17 protein-coding genes are annotated in these 22,847 nt (G+C 67.8%); 11 read left to right on the top strand and 6 right to left on the bottom strand.

Features of this window, described 5'->3' with window-relative positions:
* Window positions 1-327: 327 nt before the first annotated feature.
* Window positions 328-1,647 (bottom strand): M20 family metallopeptidase, encoded by a 1,320-nt coding sequence (locus tag DCO49_RS02990; protein ID WP_116862753.1) that lies wholly within the window; start codon window positions 1,645-1,647, stop codon window positions 328-330.
* A gap of 186 nt (window positions 1,648-1,833) precedes the next feature.
* Between DCO49_RS02990 and DCO49_RS02995 the strand changes: the two genes are divergently transcribed.
* From DCO49_RS02995 to DCO49_RS03045, 11 genes are all read left to right on the top strand, one after another.
* Window positions 1,834-3,075, top strand: a complete 1,242-nt coding sequence (locus DCO49_RS02995; protein WP_116862754.1) for an efflux RND transporter periplasmic adaptor subunit — start codon at window positions 1,834-1,836, stop codon at window positions 3,073-3,075.
* 73 nt (window positions 3,076-3,148) lie between these two features.
* Entirely contained in the window at window positions 3,149-6,382 is a 3,234-nt protein-coding gene (locus DCO49_RS03000) for an efflux RND transporter permease subunit (RefSeq protein ID WP_116862803.1), read from the top strand.
* Between the two features lie 31 nt (window positions 6,383-6,413).
* The gene (locus DCO49_RS03005) at window positions 6,414-9,536 is read left to right on the top strand and encodes an efflux RND transporter permease subunit (RefSeq protein WP_116862755.1); all 3,123 of its coding nucleotides are present in this window, start codon (window positions 6,414-6,416) and stop codon (window positions 9,534-9,536) included.
* 246 nt (window positions 9,537-9,782) lie between these two features.
* Entirely contained in the window at window positions 9,783-11,840 is a 2,058-nt protein-coding gene (locus DCO49_RS03010) for a TonB-dependent receptor (protein WP_116862756.1), read from the top strand.
* Window positions 11,841-11,987: 147 nt separating this feature from the next.
* A complete protein-coding gene (gene yccS, locus DCO49_RS03015) occupies window positions 11,988-14,168 on the top strand; it encodes a YccS family putative transporter (protein ID WP_116862757.1) in 2,181 nt (726 codons plus the stop codon).
* Between the two features lie 130 nt (window positions 14,169-14,298).
* Window positions 14,299-15,093 carry an SDR family oxidoreductase gene (locus DCO49_RS03020; RefSeq protein ID WP_116862758.1) on the top strand — a complete coding sequence of 265 codons (795 nt, stop codon included), beginning with the start codon at window positions 14,299-14,301 and terminating at the stop codon, window positions 15,091-15,093.
* Between the two features lie 124 nt (window positions 15,094-15,217).
* Complete coding sequence (locus tag DCO49_RS03025) at window positions 15,218-17,107, top strand: MFS transporter (protein WP_116862759.1); 1,890 nt, start codon at window positions 15,218-15,220, stop codon at window positions 17,105-17,107.
* 174 nt (window positions 17,108-17,281) lie between these two features.
* Window positions 17,282-17,569: a CD225/dispanin family protein gene (locus DCO49_RS03030; RefSeq protein ID WP_116862760.1), complete on the top strand. Its 288-nt coding sequence runs from the start codon at window positions 17,282-17,284 to the stop codon at window positions 17,567-17,569.
* Between the two features lie 39 nt (window positions 17,570-17,608).
* A complete protein-coding gene (locus tag DCO49_RS03035) occupies window positions 17,609-17,887 on the top strand; it encodes a CD225/dispanin family protein (protein ID WP_116862761.1) in 279 nt (92 codons plus the stop codon).
* A 43-nt stretch (window positions 17,888-17,930) separates the two neighbouring features.
* Window positions 17,931-18,356, top strand: coding sequence for a DUF2752 domain-containing protein (locus DCO49_RS03040; protein WP_116862762.1), 426 nt, complete (start codon window positions 17,931-17,933; stop codon window positions 18,354-18,356).
* A 259-nt stretch (window positions 18,357-18,615) separates the two neighbouring features.
* The gene (locus DCO49_RS03045; protein ID WP_133249381.1) at window positions 18,616-19,056 is read left to right on the top strand and encodes a hypothetical protein; all 441 of its coding nucleotides are present in this window, start codon (window positions 18,616-18,618) and stop codon (window positions 19,054-19,056) included.
* Window positions 19,057-19,093: 37 nt separating this feature from the next.
* Here the strand turns inward: DCO49_RS03045 and ampE are convergent, their stop codons facing one another.
* The 5 genes from ampE to DCO49_RS03070 form a co-directional block, all read right to left on the bottom strand.
* Entirely contained in the window at window positions 19,094-19,981 is an 888-nt protein-coding gene (ampE, locus tag DCO49_RS03050) for a regulatory signaling modulator protein AmpE (protein WP_116862764.1), read from the bottom strand.
* 144 nt (window positions 19,982-20,125) lie between these two features.
* Window positions 20,126-21,031, bottom strand: a complete 906-nt coding sequence (gene nudC / locus DCO49_RS03055) for an NAD(+) diphosphatase (protein WP_116862765.1) — start codon at window positions 21,029-21,031, stop codon at window positions 20,126-20,128.
* Between the two features lie 106 nt (window positions 21,032-21,137).
* Window positions 21,138-21,530, bottom strand: coding sequence for an iron-sulfur cluster insertion protein ErpA (gene erpA / locus DCO49_RS03060; RefSeq protein WP_079223859.1), 393 nt, complete (start codon window positions 21,528-21,530; stop codon window positions 21,138-21,140).
* Between the two features lie 31 nt (window positions 21,531-21,561).
* Window positions 21,562-22,029: a polymer-forming cytoskeletal protein gene (locus DCO49_RS03065; protein ID WP_116862766.1), complete on the bottom strand. Its 468-nt coding sequence runs from the start codon at window positions 22,027-22,029 to the stop codon at window positions 21,562-21,564.
* Window positions 22,030-22,033: 4 nt separating this feature from the next.
* Window positions 22,034-22,777 (bottom strand): DUF6776 family protein, encoded by a 744-nt coding sequence (locus DCO49_RS03070; RefSeq protein WP_116862767.1) that lies wholly within the window; start codon window positions 22,775-22,777, stop codon window positions 22,034-22,036.
* Between the last annotated feature and the right edge of the window lie 70 nt (window positions 22,778-22,847).

Genomic DNA, 22,847 nt, shown 5'->3' on the forward strand with positions numbered 1-22,847 from the left:
GCACGCGGCCGCCGCCACGGGAAAGATCAGAAAATCAAGATCAAAAACCGATCCTTCAGACGTTCCTGACGCCTGCCGTGTCGACCAAGGTCGACACCCACCAGAAGCAGAATGTCGTTCCGACAGCCGCAGGAAACTGTCGAAGGCGGGGCGGGTCCGGTGGCAGCGGCGTGAGCCGCATGGATGCGGCGACCGAGCTTACATGGACGTACTTGCAGCGTCCCCTGCCACCGGACCCACCCCGCCATCCCACGGAATGCCCGCTTTTGACGTTGATGTTGACGTTGATTCAAGCAGGTGCAGGGCTGCAAGCCCTGCCAAGACCTCTCACCCCGCGGGCGTGCCGGCACCGTGCAGGTAATCCAGGCTCACCTGCATCAACGCCCGGAACCCGACATCCAGCGCCTTCTCATCCAGCAGGAACTTCGGCGAATGATTCGCCGGCGCCGTCGCCGGGTCGATGCCCACGCTGGTCGAACCGACGAAGAAGAACATGCCCGGCACTTCCTTCGCGTACAGCGAGAAATCCTCCGCACCCATCTGCAGCGGCGGCTCGTACACATTGTCCTTGCCCACCACCGCCTGCAGGCTCGGCAGCATCTTCGTGGTCAGCGCCGGGTCGTTCACCGTCGCCGGGTTGCCTTCCGACTCGTAGATGTCGGTCACCGCCTTGGCACCGTGCGCGGCCGCGGTGTGCTCGGCCACGTTGCGCAGGTCGGCGAAGATCTGCTGGCGCATGCCCTCGTCAAAGGTGCGGATGGTGCCGACCATCTCCACTTCATCGGGAATGATGTTGTAGCGGATGCCACCGTTGATCGCGCCGAAGGTCACCACCGCCGGCTGCTTGGACAGGTTGGTGCGGCGGCTGACGATGGTCTGCGCGGTGCCGATCAGGTCGGCGGTGGCCACGATCGGGTCCACGCCGTTCCACGGTGCCGAGCCATGGGTCTGGCGGCCGATCACCTTGATGCCGAAACGATCCGACGCCGCCATCAACGGGCCGCCACGCACCGCGATCTGGCCCGCCTGCACGCTGGAGAACACATGCAGGCCGAACACCGCCTCCGGCTTGAAGTCAGCAAACAGGCCTTCCTTCAGCATCAGCGCGGCACCGCCCTCTTCCGGCGGCGGTGCGCCTTCTTCGGAAGGCTGGAAGATCAGCATCACCTGGCCCGGCAGGTCCTTCTTCATCGCCACCAGCGCCTGCGCCACGCCAAGCAGGGTGGCGGTGTGCGCATCGTGGCCGCAGGCATGCATCACGCCCACGGTCTGCCCGCGGTACTGCGCGGTGGCCTTGGACGCGAACGGCAGGCCGGTCTGTTCGGTCACCGGCAGCGCGTCCATGTCCGCGCGCAGGGCGATCTTCGGTCCCGGCTTGCCGCCTTCGATGATCGCCACCACGCCGTGGTGGGCGATGCCGGTCTTCGGCTTCAGGCCCATCGCGCGCAGGCGCTTGGCGACCTCGGCCGAGGTGCGCTCCTCGCGGTTGGACAGTTCCGGATGCGCGTGGAAGTCACGTCGCCACTCCACCACCTGGGCCTGCAGGCGCTGCGCGGCGGCGGTCACCTCCGGGCGCTCGGCCTGCTGGGCGTGGGCAAGGGCCGGCAGGGCCAGCAGCAGGGCGGACAGCAGCAGGGAACGACGCATCGGGGGTCTCCACGGAAGGGGTCTGCACCTGAATGTAGGCCAACACCGCCCCCACGGGAACCTCCTCCGCCGCACCCGGTCTTAGCGCCCGTCCCATACGTCATGCAGGAAACGTAGCGGACCGCAGGTATGCTTTGCGCATTGCCACCCGGGGTCCGCCCCGTCCAGCCCTCTTGGAGTCCTTGAATGTCACGTGTTTGGAAGATCGTGCTGCTGGTCGTGGCAGTGCTGGTGCTGGCGGTGGTGGGCGTACGCATCCTCGGTGGCGGCAAGGACAAGGCCGGTGGCCAGGCCGCAGGCGCGCGCCAGGGCGGTGAGGATCCCGATGCAGGCCCGGTGCCGGTAACCGTGGTCGATGCGACGCGCCAGGACGTGCCGGTGTATGCCAGCGCGCTCGGCACTGTGACCGCGATGAACACCGTCACGGTCAGCCCGCAGGTCGGCGGCCAGCTGATGAGCATCCATTTCCGCGAGGGCCAGGAAGTGAAGCAGGGTGACCTGCTGGCACAGATCGACCCGCGCAGCGCCCAGGCCAGCTACGACCAGGCCGTGGCGGCCAAGCGCCAGAACGAAGCGCTGCTGGCCACCGCGCGTTCCAACTACCAGCGCTCCAACGCGCCGGAGTACCGCCAGTTCGTCGCCAAGACCGATCTGGATACACAGCGAAATCAAGTGGCACAGTACGAAAGCGCGGTGGCCGCCAACGAAGCCGCCGCGCGTGCCGCGCAGGTGCAGCTGCAGTACACCCGCATCACCGCGCCGATCTCGGGCATCGCCGGCATCCGCGCGGTCGACGCCGGCAACGTGGTCAACGCCGGTACCGCGCTGGTCACCCTTACCCAGATCCACCCGATCCACGTACTGTTCAACCTGCCCGAGCGCCAGCTCGGCGACGTGCGCCAGGCGCAGAACGCCGGCGTCGTGCCGGTGGCCGCGCTGGACCGCGCCGACTCGCACGTGCTGTCCGGTGACGGCAAGCTGGACGTGGTCGACAACCTGATCAGCGCCGACAGCGGCACCTTCAAGGCCCGCGCGATCTTCGACAACACCGACAACGGCCTCTGGCCGGGCCAGTTCGTCAACGTGCGCATGCAGCTGCGCACGATCGGCGGCGGCGTGGTCATCCCCACCCAGGCGGTGCTGCGTGGCCCGGACGGCGAGTACGTCTATGTCGTGCAGGGCGACAACACGGTGAAGATGCAGACCGTGCGCAGCGGCGTGGAAGTGGGCGACAGCCAAGTGCAGATCGCCGAAGGCCTGAAGGGCGGCGAGCGCGTTGTCAGCGAAGGCCAGTTCCGCCTGAAGCCGGGCAGCAAGGTGACCGCGCTGAAACCGGGCGAGACCCCGGCCGCGCCGACCGAGGCCGAACTGAAGGCCGCCGAACAGAAGAGTGGCGGCGGTGGCCGTCGTGGTGGTGGCCCGCGCTGAGCGCAGGCCACCCTTTCCTTTCGCGCCGGCCTCGCAGCCGGCGCTGCCATTGAAGCGCAGCAAGGATCAGTCCGTGGGCTTTTCGACGATCTTCATCCGCCGTCCCATCGCGACCTCGCTGTTGATGGCGGGTCTGTTGCTGCTGGGCATCCTGGGTTACCGCAAGCTGCCGGTGTCGGCGCTGCCGGAAATCGATGCGCCCAGCCTGGTGGTCACCACCCAGTACCCGGGTGCCAACGCGACCACCATGGCCTCGCTGGTGACCACGCCGCTGGAGCGCCAGTTCGGGCAGATTTCCGGGCTGGAACTGATGACCTCCGATTCCTCGGCCGGGTTGTCGACGATCATTCTGCAGTTCTCGATGGACCGCGACATCGACATCGCCGCGCAGGACGTGCAGGCGGCGATCCGCCAGGCCACCCTGCCCTCCTCGCTGCCGTACCAGCCGGTCTACAACCGGGTGAACCCAGCCGACGCGGCCATCGTCACCCTGAAGCTGACCTCGGACACGCGCCCGCTGCGTGACGTCAACAACTACGCCGACTCGATCCTCGCCCAGCGCCTGTCGCAGGTGCAGGGCGTGGGCCTGGTTTCGATCGCCGGCAACGTGCGCCCGGCCGTGCGCATCCAGGTCAACCCGGCGCAGCTGTCGAACATGGGCCTGACCATGGAGGAGCTGCGCAGCGCGCTCACCCAGGCCAACGTCAATGCGCCCAAGGGTTCGTTGAACGGCAAGACCCAGTCTTACAGCATCGGCACCAACGACCAGCTGGCCAGCGCCGCCGAGTACCGCGACACCATCATCAGCTACAAGAACGGCCGCCCGGTGCGGTTGTCCGACGTGGCCGACGTGGTCGATGGCGTGGAGAACGACCAGTTGGCCGCCTGGGCCAACGGCAAGCCGGCCGTGCTGCTGGAAGTGCGCCGCCAGCCGGGCGCCAACATCGTGCAGACCGTCGAGCGCATCCGCGCGATCCTGCCGCAGCTGCAGGGCGTGCTGCCGGCCGACGTGCACCTGGAAGTCTTCAACGACCGCACCGAGACCATCCGCGCCTCGGTGCATGAAGTGCAGTTCACCCTGATCCTCACCATCGGCCTGGTGGTGGCGGTCATCTTCGTGTTCCTGCGGCGGTTCTGGGCCACCATCATTCCGTCGGTGGCGGTGCCGCTGTCGCTGGCCGGCACTTTCGCGGTGATGGCCTTCGCCGGCATGTCGCTGGACAATCTCTCGCTGATGGCGCTTGTGGTGGCCACCGGCTTCGTGGTCGACGATGCGATCGTGATGATCGAGAACATCGTCCGCTACATCGAGCAGGGCAAGAGTGGCAAGGAAGCGGCCGAGATCGGTGCGCGCCAGATCGGCTTCACCGTGCTGTCGCTGACCGTGTCGCTGGTGGCGGTGTTCCTGCCGCTGCTGCTGATGCCCGGCGTCACCGGCCGCCTGTTCCATGAGTTCGCCTGGGTGCTGAGCATCGCGGTCGTGCTGTCGATGCTGATCTCGCTGACGCTGACCCCGATGATGTGCGCCTACCTGCTCAAGCCCGATGCCCTGCCCGAGGGCGAGGACGCGCATGAGCGCGCCGCGGCGGCCGGCAAGCAGAACCTGTGGACGCGCACCGTGGGCCTGTACGAGCACAGCCTGGACTGGGTGCTGGGCCACCAGCGCCTGACCCTGGCCGTGGCCGGCGGCGCGCTGGTGCTGACCGTACTGCTGTACGTGCTGATTCCCAAGGGCCTGCTGCCTGAACAGGACACCGGCCTGATCACCGGCGTGGTCCAGGCCGACCAGAACATCGCCTTCCCGCAGATGGAGCAGCGCACCAGGCAGGTGGCCGAAGCCCTGCGCCAGGACCCGGACGTGACCGGCGTGTCGGCCTTCATCGGCGCCGGCAGCATGAACCCCACCCTGAACCAGGGCCAGCTGTCGATCGTGCTGAAGGAGCGCGGCGAGCGTGACGGCCTGGATGAGATCCTGCCGCGCCTGCAGAAGGCCGTGGCCGGCATCCCCGGCGTGGCGCTGTACCTGAAGCCGGTGCAGGACGTGACCCTGGATACCCGTGTGGCCGCCACCGAGTACCAGTACTCGCTGTCGGACGTGGATTCGGCCACCGTGGCCACCCAGGCCACGCGCCTGACCGAGGCGCTGCGCAAGCGCCCGGAACTGGCCGACGTCGACAACAACCTGTCCAACCAGGGCCGCGCCCTGGAGCTGAACATCGACCGCGACAAGGCCAGCGTGCTGGGCGTGCCGATGCAGACCATCGATGACACGCTCTACGATGCGTTCGGCCAGCGCCAGATCTCGACCATCTTCACCGAGCTCAACCAATACCGCGTCGTGCTGGAAGTGGCGCCGGAGTTCCGCACCAGCACCGCGCTGATGGAGCAACTGGCCGTGGCCTCCAACGGTGCCGGCGCGCTGACCGGCACCAACGCCACCAGCTTCGGCCAGGTCACCTCGTCCAACTCGTCCACCGCCACCGGCATCGGCGCGCAGAACACCGGCATCACCGTCGGTGCGGGCAACATCATCCCGCTGTCGGCGCTGGCCGACAGCAAGGTCACCAGCGCGCCGCTGGTGGTCAGCCACCAGCAGCAGCTGCCGGCGGTGACGGTCTCCTTCAACATCGCCCCGGGCTACTCGCTGTCCGATGCGGTCAAGGCCATCGAAGAGACCAAGGACAGCCTGGACATGCCGGCCCACCTGCATGCCGAGTTCATCGGCAAGGCGGCCGAATTCACCGGCAGCCAGACCGACGTGGTGTGGCTGCTGCTGGCCTCGCTGGTGGTCATCTACATCGTGCTGGGCGTGCTGTACGAGAGCTACATCCACCCGATCACGATCATCTCGACCCTGCCGCCTGCCGGCGTCGGTGCGCTGCTGGCACTGATGGTCTGTGGCCTGAGCCTGTCGGTGGACGGCATCGTCGGCATCGTGCTGCTCATCGGCATCGTCAAGAAGAACGGCATCATGATGGTGGACTTCGCCATCGAGGCGCGCCGTGCCGGGGCCAACGCGCATGAAGCGATCCGCCGCGCCTGCCTGCTGCGCTTCCGCCCGATCATGATGACCACCGCCGCGGCCATGCTCGGCGCGCTGCCGCTGGCGCTGGGCACCGGCATCGGTTCGGAGCTGCGCCGTCCGCTGGGCATCGCCATCGTCGGCGGGCTGCTGCTCTCGCAACTGGTCACGCTGTACACCACGCCGGTGATCTACCTGTACATGGAGCGCTTCTCGGAATGGATGGCACGCCGCCGCGAGCAGCGCGCCCTGCGCGACGGCACGCTGCAGGAGCCGCAGGCATGATCCACGCCCCGCTGCTGCGGGGGGCCGCGCGATGAACCTGTCCGGCCCCTTCATCCGCCGCCCGATCGGCACCGCGCTGCTGGCCGTCGGCCTGTTCATGATCGGCGTGATCTGCTATCTGCGGCTGGGCGTGTCGGCACTGCCGAACATCGAGATCCCGGTGATCTTCGTGCATGCCAACCAGGCCGGCGCGGATGCGGCGACCATGGCGTCCACGGTGACCGCGCCGCTGGAACGCCACCTCGGCCAGCTGCCGGGCATCGACCGCATGCGCTCGTCGAGCTCGGAAGGCAGCTCGCTGGTGTTCATGATCTTCCAGAGCGACCGCAACATCGATTCGGCCGCACTGGACGTGCAGACCGCGATCAATTCGGCACAGGCCGACCTGCCCTCGGGGCTGGGCTCGCCGATGTACCAGAAGGCGAACCCGAACGACGATCCGGTCATCGCCATCGCCCTGACCTCGCAGACGCAGTCCGCCGACGAGCTGTACAACGTCGCCGATTCGCTGCTGGCCCAGCGCATCCGCCAGATCAGCGGCGTGGCCTCGGTGGACATCGCCGGTGCCTCGACGCCGGCCGTGCGCGTGGACGTCAACCTGCGCCAGATGAACGCTCTCGGCCTGACCGCCGACGACCTGCGCAATGCGGTGCGCGCGGCCAACGTGACCTCGCCCACCGGCTTCCTCAGCGACGGCAATTCCACCACGGCGATCATCGCCAACGATTCGGTGGCGCGTGCCGCCGATTTCGCCGAGCTGGTGGTCAAGACCCAGGGCGATGGCCGGGTGATCCGCCTGAAGGACATCGCCAACGTCTATGACGGCCAGCAGGATGCCTACCAGGCCGCGTGGTTCAACCACAAACCGGCCGTGGTGATGTACGTGTTCACCCGCGCCGGCGCCAACATCGTCGAGACCGTGGACCGGGTGAAGGCACAGATTCCCGGCCTGCGCGACTACCTGCAGCCCGGCACCACGATGACGCCGTACTTCGACCGTACGCCGACCATCCGCTCGTCGCTGCATGAAGTGCAGATCACCCTGCTGATCAGCCTGGCGATGGTGGTGCTGACCATGGCGCTGTTCCTGCGCCGGCTGGCACCTACCCTGATCGCCGCCGTGACCGTGCCACTGTCGCTGGCCGGCGCCGCGCTGGTGATGTACGCGCTGGGCTTCACCCTCAACAACCTGAGCCTGCTGGCGCTGGTGATCGCAATTGGTTTCGTGGTGGACGATGCGATCGTGGTGATCGAGAACATCATGCGCCACCTCGACGAAGGCATGCCGCGCATGCAGGCGGCCTTCACCGGTGCGCGCGAGATCGGCTTCACCATCGTCTCGATCACCGCCTCGCTGGTGGCGGTGTTCATTCCGCTGCTGTTCGCCAGCGGCATGATGGGTGCGTTCTTCCGCGAGTTCACCGTCACCCTGGTGGCGGCCATCTTGGTCTCGATGATCGTCTCGCTGACCCTGACCCCGGCGCTGTGCAGCCGCTTCCTCAGCGCCCACGACCACACCGCCGCACCATCGCGCTTCGGCCGCTGGCTCGATGCCGGGCATGAACGCATGCTGCGCATCTACACGGTGTTCCTGGACTTCTCGCTACGCCATGCGCTGCTGCTTTCGCTCACCCCGCTGATCCTGATCGGCGTCACCATCTTCCTGTTCGGTGCAGTGAAGAAGGGCGCGTTCCCGCCGCAGGACACCGGCCTGATCTGGGGCCGCGCCAACTCCAGCGCCACGGTGTCCTTCGAGGACATGGTGGCCCGCCAGCGCCGCATCACCGACATGCTGATGGCCGACCCGGCGGTGAAGACCGTGGGCGTGCGGCTGGGCAGTGGCCGCCAGGGCTCCAGCGCGCAGTTCAACGTCGAGCTGAAATCGCGCAAGGATGGCCGCCGCGAGACCACCGCGCATGCGCTGGCCCGCCTGAGTGCCAAGGCCGACCGCTACCCCGACCTGCAGCTGCGCCTGCGCGCGATCCAGGATCTGCCCAGCAACGACGGTGGTGGCAACAGCCAGGGCGCGCAGTACCGCATCTCGCTGCAGGGCAACGACCTGGCCGCGCTGCAGGAATGGCTGCCCAAGCTGCAGGCGGCGCTGAAGAAGAACCCGAAGCTGCGTGACGTCGGCACCGACGTCGACAATGCCGGCCTGCGCCAGAACATCGAGATCGACCGCGCCAAGGCCGCGCGCCTGGGCATCAGCGTGGGTGCCATCGACGGCGCGCTGTACGGCGCCTTCGGCCAGCGCCAGATCTCCACGATCTACTCGGACATCAACCAGTACAGCGTGGTGGTCAACGCGCTGCCGTCGCAGACCGCCACGCCGGCGGCACTGGACGAGGTGTACGTGAAGGCACGCAGCGGCGAAATGGTGCCGATCACCGCGGTGGCCCGCCAGGCCCCGGGCCTGGCGCCGTCGCAGATCACCCATGAAAACCAGTACACGACGATGGACCTGAGCTACAACCTCGCACCGGGCGTCAGCGCCGGCGAAGCCAAGGCGATCATCGATTCGACGGTGGCAGGCATGCGCATGCCGGGCGACATCCGCCTGGCCGACGATGCGGGCTTCGGCTTCAGTTCCGACCCCAGCGACATGCTGATCCTGGTGATGGCGGCGATCCTGACCGTGTACCTGGTGCTGGGCATGCTGTACGAAAGCCTGATCCATCCGGTGACGATCCTGTCGACCCTGCCGGCGGCCGGCGTGGGCGCGCTGCTGGCGCTGTTCGGCACCAATACCGAGCTGTCGGTCATCTCGATGATCGCGCTGGTGCTGCTGATCGGCATCGTCAAGAAGAACGCGATCATGATGATCGACTTCGCCCTGGTGGCGCAGCGCGAGCACGGCCTGGCGCCGCGCGAGGCGGCACGCGAGGCCAGCATCGTGCGCTTCCGCCCGATCATGATGACCACGATGGTGGCAATCCTGGCGGCGGTGCCGTTGGCAATCGGCCTCGGCGAGGGCTCGGAGCTGCGCCGTCCGCTGGGCATCGCGATGATCGGCGGCCTTCTGTTCTCGCAGAGCCTGACCCTGCTGAGCACCCCGGCGCTGTACGTGATCTTCTCGTGCCTGGCCGAACGCTGGCGGGCACGCCGCGCACGCAGGCGCGAAGCGAAGCTGCTGAAGCGCGCGCAGCGCGCGTGATGGGAGGTGCCGGCCAGCGGCCGGCACTACCGGTTCTGGTGGGTGCGGACCGTTGGTCCGCACGCCCCCGGATTTGACGGGCCGTAACGAAAAGAGAACAATTCTCATCCAGCTACGGTCCTGCGCCGCCTCCCCCAGCGACGCCCCGCTGCCGCTTGCCGGCATGCCTGCGTGATCCCAGCCATCGACCCCTTCCCTTCCGCCACCGCGGACGGTCGTGTGCTGTCCGCGAAGGATCCCCCACCGATGCTGCCCACCCGTTCTCCCCGCTTGGCCGTGCTGGCCATGGCCCTGTCCGCCGCCTGTGCCGCCCACGCCGAAGCCCCGGCCGACACCCGCAGTGCCACCGACCTGGATGCGATCAAGGTCACCGCCGAACGCACCCATACTGAAGCCGGCGCCCTCGGCGACCGCGCCCTGCGCGATACCCCGTTCGCCATCACCGCCGTCGGCCGCGAGCAGATCGAGCAGCGCCAGGTTGTTTCGCTGGGCGAAGTCTTCCTGTTCGACCCGTCAGTCACCACCCAGGTCAGCGCCTACGCCAGTGGCTGGAGCTCGCCGATCCGCAACCGCGGCATCGATCTGAACTACGACAGCTACCGCGTCAACGGCCTGCAGGTCTCCTCGTGGGGTACCGAATGGCCGCTGGAAGTGATGGAGCAAGTCGACCTGCTGAAGGGCCCCGGCGGCTTCCTGTACGGCTTCGGCGCACCGGGCGGCATCGTCAACTACATCACCAAGAAGCCCACCGACGTGCCCACCTTCAGCGCCCAGCTGGGCTGGCGCGAACAGGGCATCGTCAGCGGCGGCGTGGATGTCGGCGGCCGCTTCGGCAACGAGCAGATGTTCGGCTACCGCTTCAACGCGTACCAGGAAAAGGGCGAGACCTTCAACGGCGGCCACGTCGACCGCAAGGTCGGTGCGCTGTCGCTGGACGCGCGCCTGAGCGATGCGCTCACCTGGACCTTCGACGGCGTGTTCCAGTCGCGCGACCTCAGCGAGGAATCGCCGCAGTACTACTTCATCGGCCTGACCTCGTTGCCGCGCCCGATCGCCGGTGACGTCGACAACAGCGTACCGGGCACTTACTACGACACCCGCTCCAGCCTGCTGTCGACCGCGCTGAACTGGCAGATCAACAGTGACTGGAAGGCCAGCCTGAGCTACGGCGTCACCACCTCGTGGAACGACGTCAACAAGATCTTCGCCTACATCGACGACGTGAAGGGCGATTACAACGTCAACGTCTACGAGCTGGGCGGCAAGAGCGAATGGAAGCTGGCCCAGGCGCTGATGCAGGGCAGCTTCCGCACCGGCCCGCTGCAGCACCAGCTGGTGGCCGGCGTCAGCCACCAGACCGGGCTGGGGTGGGACCGCCCCTATGAGTGGAACACCATCGGCCGCGCCAACCTCTACCAGCGTTCGGCCATCCGCCACGACGCGGTGGGCTCGCGGGTGCTGAGCCGTGGGGATGAAACCGTGCAGCAGGCGGTCTTCGCCAGCGACACCATCGACTTCGGTGGTGGCTGGTCGGTGCTGGCCGGCTGGCGCTACAACGACTTCGAGACCAAGGGCAGCTACCACACCTACCCGGTCACTCCGACCTACGCGGTGATGTACAAGCCCAGCGACGCAGTGACCCTGTACGCCAGCTACATCGAATCGCTGGAAGCCGGCAGCCGCGTCGGCAACACCTACATCAATGCCGGCGATGTGCTCGACCCGACCATCAGCAAGCAGTACGAGATCGGCGCCAAGGTCGAAGCAGCGCGCTGGAACGCGAACGTGGCCGCCTTCCGGCTGGAACGCGGTGCCAACATCGACCTGCTGACCGACGCCGGCAAGTTCCTCGTGCAGGACGGCATCACCCTGTATGAAGGCGTGGAAGCCAGCGCCGACCTGCACCTGAGCGACGCGCTGACCGTCGGCGGCGGCGTGACCTGGCTGGACCCGACCTACGACAAGCTGTCCCCGGCCAGCGCCTCGCAGGAAGGCAACCGCACCGCCGGCGCGGCCCGCTGGAGCGGCGTGCTGCACGCCAACTACCAGCTGCCGTGGGTGGACGGGCTGGAAGCCTATGCCGCCGTGCGCTACTACGGCGATGTCTGGTACGACGCCGACAACACCCTGAAGCTGCCCGACTACACCCTGGTCAACGCCGGCGTGGGCTACCACCTGGTCGCCTCGGGCCATCCGGTCATCCTGCGCGCCAGCGTGGAAAACCTGGGCAACCGCAAGTACTGGTCGAACGCAGGCGTCGGCCTGCCGCGCACCTTTGCGGTGAGCGTGCGTTGGGAGATGTAACCCGGCGCTACCCAACTCGGTGGGTGCGGACCGGGTCCGCACAACGGCTGCTGAAGATGGGTGGGTGCGGACCGTTGGTCCGCACATCGGCCCCCCATTTCACGCCCACACCGCAATAATGGGGGGCATCCCGCCCCCCGAGCCTGCATGTCCACCCGCGAATCCCGCTTCAGCCGCCTGTGGGCCCACGAAAAGGCCAGCTACGGCCTGCGCGTCTTCATCGCCCTGACCACCGCGCTGGGCCTGTGCTGGCACCTGGACGCGCTGCCGGCGCTGCCCGGCGTGTTCCTCGGCATCATTGCCAGCGCCATCGCCGAGACCGATGACAACTGGTGGGGCCGGACCAAGGCCGTGCTGCTGTCGCTGCTGTGTTTCTGCATCGCCGCCGCCTCGGTCATCTGGCTGTTCCCGCTGCCGTGGGTATACATCGGCGCACTGGCACTGTCGACGTTCTGCCTGACCCTGCTGGGTGCGCTGGGCGAGCGCTACGCATCCATCGCCCAGGCCACGGTGACGCTGGCCATCTACACCATGATCGGCCTGGAGCAGCACGGCGGCGCCGACGACCTGACCCGCGCGGTGGAAGCGGCCAGCCACCTGCTGATCGGCGCGGTCTGGTACGGCCTGCTGTCGATCCTGTGGACGGCACTGTTCGCCAACCGCCCGGTGCGCGAACGGGTGGCCCGCCTGTACGTGGAACTGGGTCGCTACCTGCAGCTGAAGGCCACCCTGTTCGAGCCGGTGCGCGAAGCCGACCTGCAGCGCCGCCAGCTGGATTTGGCCGAACAGAACCGGCGCGTGGTCGGCGCGCTGAACGAAGCCAAGGCCGCGATCCTCGCCCGCTTCGGCCGCTCCGGCCGGCCGGGCGTCAATTCCGGCCTGTACCTGCGCCTGTACTACATGGCGCAGGATTTCCACGAACGCGCCAGCTCCTCGCACTATCCCTACGGCGCGCTGGTCGATGCGTTCTTCCACAGCGACGTGCTGTACCGCTGCCAGCGCCTGCTCGACCTGCAGGGCCAGGCCTGCGCGCGCCTGGGCGAGGCGATCCGCCTGCGCCGCCCGTTCGTGTACGGCGAAAGCAACCAGCAGGCCGGCCGTGACCTGGCCGATGCGCTGGCCTACCTGCGTGACCAGCAGCGCCCGCAGTGGCAGCGCCTGCTCGGCTCGCTCGACCTGCTGGTGCACAACCTGCGCAGCATCGAGCGCCGCCTGCTCGATGCCGAGCGTTCCGAGGCCAGCCTGGACAACGTCGATACGCGCCTGCGCGACAGCAACCCGCATACCCTGCGCGAGATGGGCGTGCGCATCCGCCAGCAGCTCACGCCGGGCTCGGTGCTGTTCCGTCACGGCCTGCGCATGGCGGTGGCGCTGGTCGCCGGCTTCCTCGCCATCCGCCTGTTCGACGCACAGCACGGCTCGTGGGTGCTGCTGACCATCGTCTTTGTGTGCCGGCCCAACTTCGGCGCCACCCGCCAGCGCCTTGCCCAGCGCGTGGTCGGCACCCTCGCCGGCCTGGTGCTGACCTGGGCGCTGCTGCAGCTGTTCCCGCAGCTGCACGTGCAGCTGCTGATCGCCCTGCTGTCGGCGCTGCTGTTCTTCTACAACCGCACCGACCGCTACCTGGTGGCCTCGGCGGCGATCACGGTGATGGCGCTGACCTGCTTCAACCTGATCGGCGATGGCTTCGTGCTGATCGTGCCGCGCATGGTCGACACGGTGCTGGGCTGTGCCATCGCCGCGGCGGCCGCGTTCCTGATCCTGCCCGACTGGCAGGGCCGGCAGCTGCACCTGGTGCTGGCACGCGTGCTGGACACCGCCTCGCGCTACCTCGATTCGGTGCTGGGCCAGTACCGCAGCGGCATGCGCGACGACCTCGCCTACCGCATCGCCCGCCGCGACATGCACAACGCCGACGCGGCGCTGTCCACGGCGCTGTCGAACATGCTGCGCGAGCCCGGCCACGTGCGCCGCAACCTCGACGCCGGCTTCCACTTCCTGGCCCTGTCCAACACGCTGCTTGGCCATCTGTCAGCGCTGGGCGCGCACCGCGACCAGGTGGACAGCTACGCGGGCGACCCGCTGGCCCTGGCCGCCGGTGAGCGCGTGCGCAAGGCCCTGCAGCAGCTGGCCACCGCCCTGACCGCGCGGCAGCCGGTGAGCGAGGAAGACAACGATGCCGACCGCGCGGTGGCCGCCGAGCTGGAACAGATCGAGGAGGCGATGCCGCCGAAGCTGCAGTTGATCCGCACGCAGATGGCGCTGGTGCTGCGGCTGCTGCCGAAGGTGCGTGCGGCGGCGAACCAGGCGGTGGCGACGTTGACCTGATGGGGCGAGGGATGTGCCGACCAACGGTCCGCACCTGCCAATGCCGCACCATCGTGTTGCAGCTGGCGCTGCACCCCGATAACAGCCTCGGGGGGATACTGGCCAATCTCCCCCTTGCTGGATGTTCCCCATGAAGATCGAACTGGGCGGCCGCACTGCGCTGGTCACTGCTTCCACCGCCGGCATCGGCCAGGCCATCGCCGGGGGCCTGGCCACCGCCGGTGCCACGGTGGTCATCAACGGCCGCAGCGTCGACAGCACCGAGCGCGCACGCCAGCGCCTGCTGGCCGCCGTGCCCGGCGCCGAGGTGATCGGCGTGGCCGCCGACCTCTCCGATGTGGCCGGCGTGGAGACCCTGCTGGCCCGTCTGCCGAAGATCGACATCCTGGTCAACAACGCCGGCATCTTCGGCCCGCAGGATTTCTTCGACACCGACGACGCCACCTGGGAACGCTACTGGCAGACCAACGTGATGTCCGGCGTGCGCCTGGCCCGCGCCCTGCTGCCGGCCATGGTCGATGCCGGCTGGGGGCGGGTGCTGTTCATTTCTTCTGAATCGGCGCGCAACATTCCGGCCGACATGATCCATTACGGGGTCAGCAAGACTGCCCAGCTGTCGCTGTCGCGCGGCCTGGCCAAGCGCGTGGCCGGCAGCGGCGTCACCGTCAATGCAGTGCTGCCCGGCCCGACCCTGTCCGACGGCTTCGCGGCGATGTTCGAGGAAGAACGCGCGCGCAGCGGCAAGCCGCTGGAGCAGATCGGCCGTGAATTCGTCATGGCCAACCGCCCCGCATCGGTGATCCAGCGCGCGGCCACCGTCGAGGAAGTGGCCAACATGGTGGTCTACCTGGCGTCGGCGCAGGCCTCGGCCACGTCCGGCGCCGCCCTGCGCGTGGATGGTGGCGTGGTCGACGATATCGTGTGAGCGTTGGTGGGGTGGCTGAGATGTGCGGACCAACGGTCCGCACCCACCGGAGGTAAGAGTCCGCACCTGCCGCATCCCTGCCTGACAGGCAGGGATGCTAGGCTGCGCCGGTCAAGGAGGTTCCATGTCCGGTCACAACCAGTTTGCCCTGCTGCGCCAGCGCCGCTTCCTGCCGTTCTTCATCGTGCAGGCGCTGGGCGCCTTCAACGACAATGTGTACCGGCAAGCCATCATCGGCCTGTTGTTCTACCTGGGCGTATCGGACGAGCAGCGCTCGCTGTACACCACGCTGGCACCGGCCATCTTCATCCTGCCCTACTTCCTGTTCTCCGCCCTGGCCGGGCAGATCGCCGACAAGCTGGAGAAATCGCGGCTGATCGTGATCACCACCACCATGGAGATCGTGATCATGTCGCTGGCGGCCATCGGCTTCATCACCGAGAACCTGCCTTTCCTGCTGGTGGCGCTGTTCTGCACCGGCATGCAGTCGACCCTCTTCGGGCCGGTCAAGTATTCGGTGCTGCCCTCGGTGCTGAAGCCGGAGGAACTGACCGGCGGCAACGGCCTGGTCGAAATGGGCACCTCGATCTCGATCCTGTCCGGCATGATCATCGGCGGCTCGGTGTTCCTGCTGGCCGGCAGCCACGGCCCGGTCGTGGCTGCAACGGCGGTCATCGCGCTGGCGATCTGCGGCAACCTCGCCGCGCGGATGATCCCGCGCGTCGATGCCGGTGATCCGGACCTGAAGATCAACTGGAACCCGCTGCCCGAGTCGCTGGTGGTGCTGCGCATGGCGCGGCAGCAGAAGGCGGTGCGCAACGCCATCCTCGGCGTGTCCTGGTTCTGGTTCGTCGGCACCGTGCTGACCTCGCAGCTGCCCAACTACGCGCTGGTCAACCTCGGCGGCGAGCCCAAGCTGTACCTGTTCGCGCTGGCGCTGTTCTCGGTCGGCACCGGCGTCGGCTCGCTGCTGTGCGAGAAGCTGTCGGCACGCACGGTGGAAATCGGCCTGGTGCCGCTGGGCGCCTTCGGCATGACCGCCTTCCTGCTGGACCTGTACTTCGCCCGCACCGGCGAGGCGACCGTACAGAACCTGGGCGTGCTGGCCTTCCTGCAGCAGCCGGGCAGCGTGCGCATCGTCGTCGACCTGATCGGCATCGGCCTGTTCACCGGCGTGTTCGTGGTGCCGCTGTTCGCGCTGATCCAGAGCCGCACGCCGAAGGCACAGATGTCGCGCGTGTTCGCCGCGCTGAACATCCAGAACTCCGGCTTCATCGTCGCTGCTGCACTGCTGTCGCTGGCCGCGCACCAGCTGCTGCACTGGTCCATTCCGCAGCAGTTCCTGGCCCTGGCCATCGCCAATGCCATCGTGGCGATCTACATTTTCACCATCGTCCCCGAGTTCCTGATGCGCTTCCTCAGCTGGCTGATGGTGCGCACGCTGTACCGGCTGCGCCCGCACGGCATCGAGGCCAACGTGCCCGACGAAGGCGCCGCGCTGCTGGTCTGCAACCATGTCAGCTACATGGATGCACTGATCCTGTCGGCGACGATCCCGCGCCCGGTGCGTTTCGTCATGTACTACAAGATCTTCAACATCCCGGTGATGCGCTGGATCTTCCGCACCGCCAAGGCCATTCCCATTGCTGGTGCACGCGAAGACCCGGCGCTGATGCAGCGCGCGTTCGACGAGATCGATGCGGCGCTGGCCGAAGGCGAACTGGTCTGCATCTTCCCCGAAGGCGCGCTGACCAAGGACGGCACGATGGCGCCGTTCAAATCCGGCGTGGAGAAGATCCTGGAGCGGCGTCCGGTGCCGGTGGTGCCGATGGCGCTGCGTGGCATGTGGTCGAGCATGTGGAGCCGGCGCGACACGCGCCTGGGCCGCATGCGCGTGCCGCGGCGGTTCCGCGCCACGGTGCAGGTGGTGGCCGCACCGCCTGTGGACGGCCACAGTGCCGACGCCGCGACCCTGGAAGTCCAGGTGCGCGCCCTTCGTGGCGACCACGCGTGAGCCTGGCGGCGCTGAACTGCACTGCGACCGGGCAGGCTGGTGTACGCCGCCAACCCAGGCGCGGCGGGCATGTAAACGCATACATAAGGCGTCGCTTGCGGTAGATTACGCAGCCAAAGGGGGGAGGTCAGGTCTGCACACTGCAGCCCAACCGCCAAGGAATGGAGTCTTGCTTTGAATCAACCACCATCGCTCAGCCGTCCGGTCTACATCCCCAACCATCTTGTCTGGGCGATTCTGACGACGCTGTTCTGCTGCCTGCCGCTGGGCGTGGTGTCGATCGTGTATGCCTCCCAGGTCGACGGTCTGCGCGCCGCCGATGATCTGCCGGGGGCCTACGCGGCATCGCGCAAGGCGGGCTGGTGGGCAGTGGCTTCCGCTGTCGCCCTGCCTGTCCTGTTCCTGTTGTGGCTCGGGCTGTTCGGCGGTCTCGCCGTGCTGGGCGCTCTTTCCGAACATTGATTCACCACTACCACCACCACCCAACGAGGCATTCGCACCATGAATACCACCACCCCGTACATCCCGAACAATCTGGTCTGGGCCATCCTGTCCACCCTGCTCTGCTGCCTGCCGGTCGGCATCGTATCGATCGTCTACGCTGCACAGGTCAACGGCAAGCTGGCCGCCGGTGACGTCGCCGGTGCCCAGGAATCGGCGGACAAGGCCAAGAAGTGGGCGATCTGGTCGGCCATTGCCTGGCTGATCATGGTCGTTCTGTATGTGCTGTTCTTCGTTGTCATGGGCGGCATCGGCGCCATGAGCAACAGCGGCTACTGATGCAGTGCACGGGATCCGGCGCAGTGCCGGATCCCGCCCACGCATGTCCCTCGCCCCCGTTCAATCACGCCTGGCCCGCTGGGCGCCGCTGCTGGCCTCGTCCGGGCTGGCTGCCGGTGCTGCCGTGGTCCTGCGCCACGTCAACCCGTATGTCGCCGGCAACCCGTTGCCGGGCTGCCCGCTGTACGCGCTGAGCGGCTTCTACTGCCCCGGCTGCGGCAGCACGCGCTGCCTGTATTCGCTGGTCCACTTCGACCTGCCCGGCGCCATGGCGATGAACCCGTTGCTGGTCATCGCACTGCCCCTTCTCTTCATGATGCTGCTGCACATCGCCGGCGTGCGCCCGAAGGTGCTCGATCCGTTGATGCGGCTGCTGGCCAATCCGAAATTCTGGCTGTGGGTGCTGCCGGGGTATGCGCTGCTGCGCAACCTGCCGTGGGCACCGTTCACCGCGCTGGCACCGGTGTAGTTTTGCAGCCAACGGCAGAGCCACTCGTGGCGGGCGCTGTGCCTGTGTCTCGGGCGTGGCCGAGCGGGTGGGCTGCGCAGGGGACGCTGCAAGTACATCCCTGTAAGCTCGGTCGCCGCATCCATGCGGCTCACGCCCCTGAGCAACCCACCCGCCCGGCTTCTGAAAGTTTCCGTGTGCGTCCACCACGGAAGAAAAAGAAGATCAAAAGCAAGAGCGAAAGCGGAAGCGGGTCGCTTCGCTCGGCTATGCTGGTGCGATGACTGATCGACGTGCTGGATTGATTGCCGCCATGAAGGCGGCAGGCTGTGGCGATCCCCGCAGTTGGGTGAACAGCGAACTGGGCGAGGACCTCCCACAGTTCGCGCGCTTTCTGGTGCTGCGCGATGTGCACGCGCTGGCCGATGATGTGGAGGGCGCGTTGTCGGAGGCGCTGTTTGATCGCCCGGAACTGGAACAGACGCTGGCGGCGCTACGCGGTGCGGTGGACCCGCAGGCCCTGCACGCGCTGCTGCGTGCCTACGGCAAAGCGCTCGGCAACAGCTTCGTGATGGCCGTGGACGAAGGTCCCGCGATGCGCGAAGACGGCATGCCGGGCTGGGTGCTGATGGAAACCGGCGTCGACGACGAGCCGACCGGCCGCGTTGTGCAGGGATTGCACGAGGATTACATGGCTTTCGAGGGCAGCGGCGCGCCGTAGCGCGGCCAGATCCGCATCATCCACGCATGGCGTGGATCTACGTCACCCAGCCGGCAATCACCAGCAGCGCCAGCACCGACAACCACAGCAGCAACATCCGCCACACCAGGCTCATCGCATCGCGCAGGTCCGGCAGCCGCTGCCACACCGGCAACAGGCCCGCATCGGTGTAGTCATGCGCTTCTTCGCGCAGCTCGGCATTCACGCTGGCCCGCGCCACCGCACCGAGGAAGCCGATGTCACCGGCCAGGCGCTCGCCATGGGCCTGCCGCCACGCCTTCCACGCCGTGTCGAAGTTGCCGACCAGCGCCATCGAGAACGCCATCAGCTGGGCCACCGGCCATTCAATCCAGGCCAGCAACCGCTGAGCCAGCGCCAGCGGCTCCACCGGCACCCGCGCACGCATCGGGCTCTCTGCCATCAGCGCCAGCAGGCGATAGGCCAGGGCACCGACCGGGCCCAGCAGCAGGAACCAGAACAGCACCGCGAACCAGCGCCGCAGTGCGTTGAGGACGGTCGCCTCGACCAGCGAGGGCACGTCCTCGCGCAGGCTGCCGCCGGCGGCCTGCAGGTGCCGCACCGCCGCCTGCCGGCTCGCCGCGTCGTCGGCGTCGATGATCGCTTCGATATCGCGGTCCAGGTCGCGCGGGCCCCAGCACCAGGCCAGCACTGCCACGCCCAGCAGCAGGCCAGGCAGGCCGAACAGCACCCCGCGCAGCAGCCAGGCCAGCAGGGTCATCAGCAGCAGCGGCGGCACGATCGCCAGCGCCACGCCGGCCGCTCCCTGCCATGCCCGTCCGCCATGCCCGTCCAACCAGCCCAGCCAGCGCCGGAAGCCGTCAAAACGGCGCAGCGAGGCAGCAGCGGCCGGGGCAACGTGGCCCAGGGCCAGCGCCACCAACACGGCGACCAGGGTGGTGAACATGGCAGGTCTCCCTACGAACAAGCGTTCTGCGCCGCTACCTTACCTGTCGCAGCGGCGCGCTCAGCGGTGAACCGGACTGTAACCCGACGCGTGTTCAGGTGGCGGCAATGCTGCCGCCCGCGCACGCCGGTACAGCCGCAGGGATCAGACCTGCTGCTGCCGGTACCAGTGTTCGATCAGTCCGCGCGAGATCGAGATCGGCGGCGACAGGCGGATGCCGTCCCCATCGTCCTCGACGTCACGCGCCAGCGCCGCCCCCACCTCTTCGGCGGTGAACCAGCGTGCATCTTCCAGCTCGCCATCGACGGTCGGCACGTCGTCCTGCGCCTGCGCGCGGAACCCAACCATCAACGCGCCGGGGAACGGCCACGGCTGCGAGCCCAGGTACTGGCAGGACGTCACCCGCACCTTGCTCTCCTCATGCACCTCACGCGCGACGGTCTGCTCGAAGGTCTCGCCGGGTTCGACGAAGCCGGCCAGCACCGAATAGCGGCGCGGCGCCCAGTTGGACTGGCGACCCAGCAGCAGGCGGCCCTGGTTTTCCACGGCCACGATCACCGCCGGGTCGACGCGCGGGTAATGCTCGGTGGCGCACTGCGCACAGCGGCCGACAAAGCCGCCGCGGGCGAAGGCCACCGCACCACCGCACACGCCGCAGAAGCGCGTGCGCGAATGCCAGTAGGACATGCCGCGGGCATAGCTGAAGGCGGTGGCGTCGGCCACGCTCCACAGCAGTGCCGCCTGGCGCAGGTCGAGCCGGCGCGGTGCGCTCTGGGTGACGTTGGTCGCTTCGACGGAGAACCATGCCTGGCCCGCGCGCAGGCCGAGGAAAATGGCCGAACCGGGGCCACCGCCGATCTCGGCGCCGGTCAGCGCGACCGGCTGGTCGTCCTCACCGGTGAAGGCGGTGCCGTCCTGGTCAAGGACAAGAATGCGCGCATCCGGCCACAGGCGTGCCAGGGCATCGGCATCATCGCGCAGGGCATCGGCGCGCTCGAGCGGCTCCGCCACGAAGGCGAAACCGGAAAGCGGCGAAGGAGTATTGGGCATCCGACAAGCCTGCCGCCAATTGCCGCAGGTGGCAAGGTCGGGGATGTGCGCAATCAGTCGGCGTTGCGCACAAGGGTGGCGCAGGGCATCGGCCCCGCGCCCGGCATTACATGCTGAAGCTGCTGCCGCAGCCGCAGGTGGTCTTCGCGTTCGGGTTGCGGATCACGAACTGCGCACCGGTCAGGCTCTCGGTGTAATCCACCTCGGCGCCCATCAGGTACTGCAGGCTGAGCGGGTCGACCAGCAGGGTGACCCCGCTGGTCTGCACCGCCAGGTCGTCCTCGGCGCGGTTCTCGTCGAACTCGAACCCATACTGGAACCCGGAACAGCCACCGCCCTCGATGTACACGCGCAACGACAGGTCGGGGTTGCCCTCGTCCTGGATCAGTTCCTTCACCTTGGCCGCAGCCGATTCGGTGAAGTTCAGCGGCCGCTCCAGCGACTGGTAGTCGGGAGCGGCGGCCGGCGTGGCGCCGGGCAGGGAAACTAGCGTGCTCATGGACTCAGCATGGGGGCGCCGGGGACGGCTTTCAAGCCATCGCCTCGGCCAGCTTGCGGCGCGCGGCGGTGCCGCCCTTGCCTTCGGTCGCCTCGCCCTCGCCTTCCGGCGCTGGCAGGGCCGCCACCGGGCTGCTGGCGTGGATCAGGCGGCCATTCAGCTGGGCGCCGGCGTTCATTTCCACCACCTGGTAGTGAACGTTGCCGTTCACCCGCGCGCTCGGGGTCAGCTCCACCTTCTCGGTGGCGTGCACGTCCCCGTCCAGGCGGCCGCTGATGACCACCACCTGGGCGCGGATCTCGCCCTCGATGACGCCATGCTCGGCCAGGGTCAGGGTCGCGCCGCTGGCGCCGTCCTGCGCGATCACCTTGCCGTGGATACGGCCTTCCACATACAGGCCACCACTGAATTCCACATCACCACGGATCACCACCTGGTTGCCTATCAGGGCATCCACCACCAACTGGCCATCACGGCTGGATTTGCTGTTTCCGAACATCTGCCTACTCCCCTTTGCTGGCCGGTGCGCCGGCCTGTTTCCAGTCGAATACCTGCGTGGTGCCCCCTGCACCACTCCCCAGTGTCACCCTCACCCGTTGCGGGGTGAAGTCCGTCGGCAGCATCACACTGCCGGTCAGCTGCTGGAAGTACCGGAACGAGTAATCCTGTCCCGGCACCTTGCTGCGCTGGTGCAGCTCATCCCAGCTGATCGTGGCCAGCTTGCCGTTCTTCACGCCTTCCACGGTGAAGCGCATCTGCCCCTGGCTGATGGCCCCGCGGTTGAGGTTCTGGGTCAGCACCACGGCGTACTGCCAGGTGCCGGCCGATTCGGCGCTGAACTCGATGGAATGGGTGTTCAGGCCCTTGCGCTGGCTGGTCGAGCCGACCAGGCGCTCGTAGAACGCCACGTCGGCGCGCAGGCCGGCGATCTCTTCATCGCGCTCGGCCAGCGAGGACTGCACCTCGGTGTTGGCGGCGCGGCTGATGCGGTCGGAGGCTTCCAGCGTGGCCTGCTTCTGGCCCAGTTCGGTCAGCTGCGCCTGCAACATCTCGGCGCGCTTCTCGGCGGCCTGCAGGCGCTGCCCCTGGGCATCGCGCGGCGCGCCCAGCCAGCAGCCGCCCAGCACCGCCAGCACCAGGCTGAGCAGCCAGATGCCACCGATGACCAGCAGGCGGCGACGGTCGAGCGGCGGCGGCTTGGAACCGGGCAGTCGGACCCGTGCACGCATGGGTGGGCGGTTGTTCATGGGTAGTCTCCGTGGACTCGCAATGGCGACACCAGCACGGCCCCTGTAGCAAACGACGGGCTAGTGTATG

This window comes from Stenotrophomonas sp. SPM (genome assembly GCF_003105135.1).
GTDB lineage: Bacteria > Pseudomonadota > Gammaproteobacteria > Xanthomonadales > Xanthomonadaceae > Stenotrophomonas.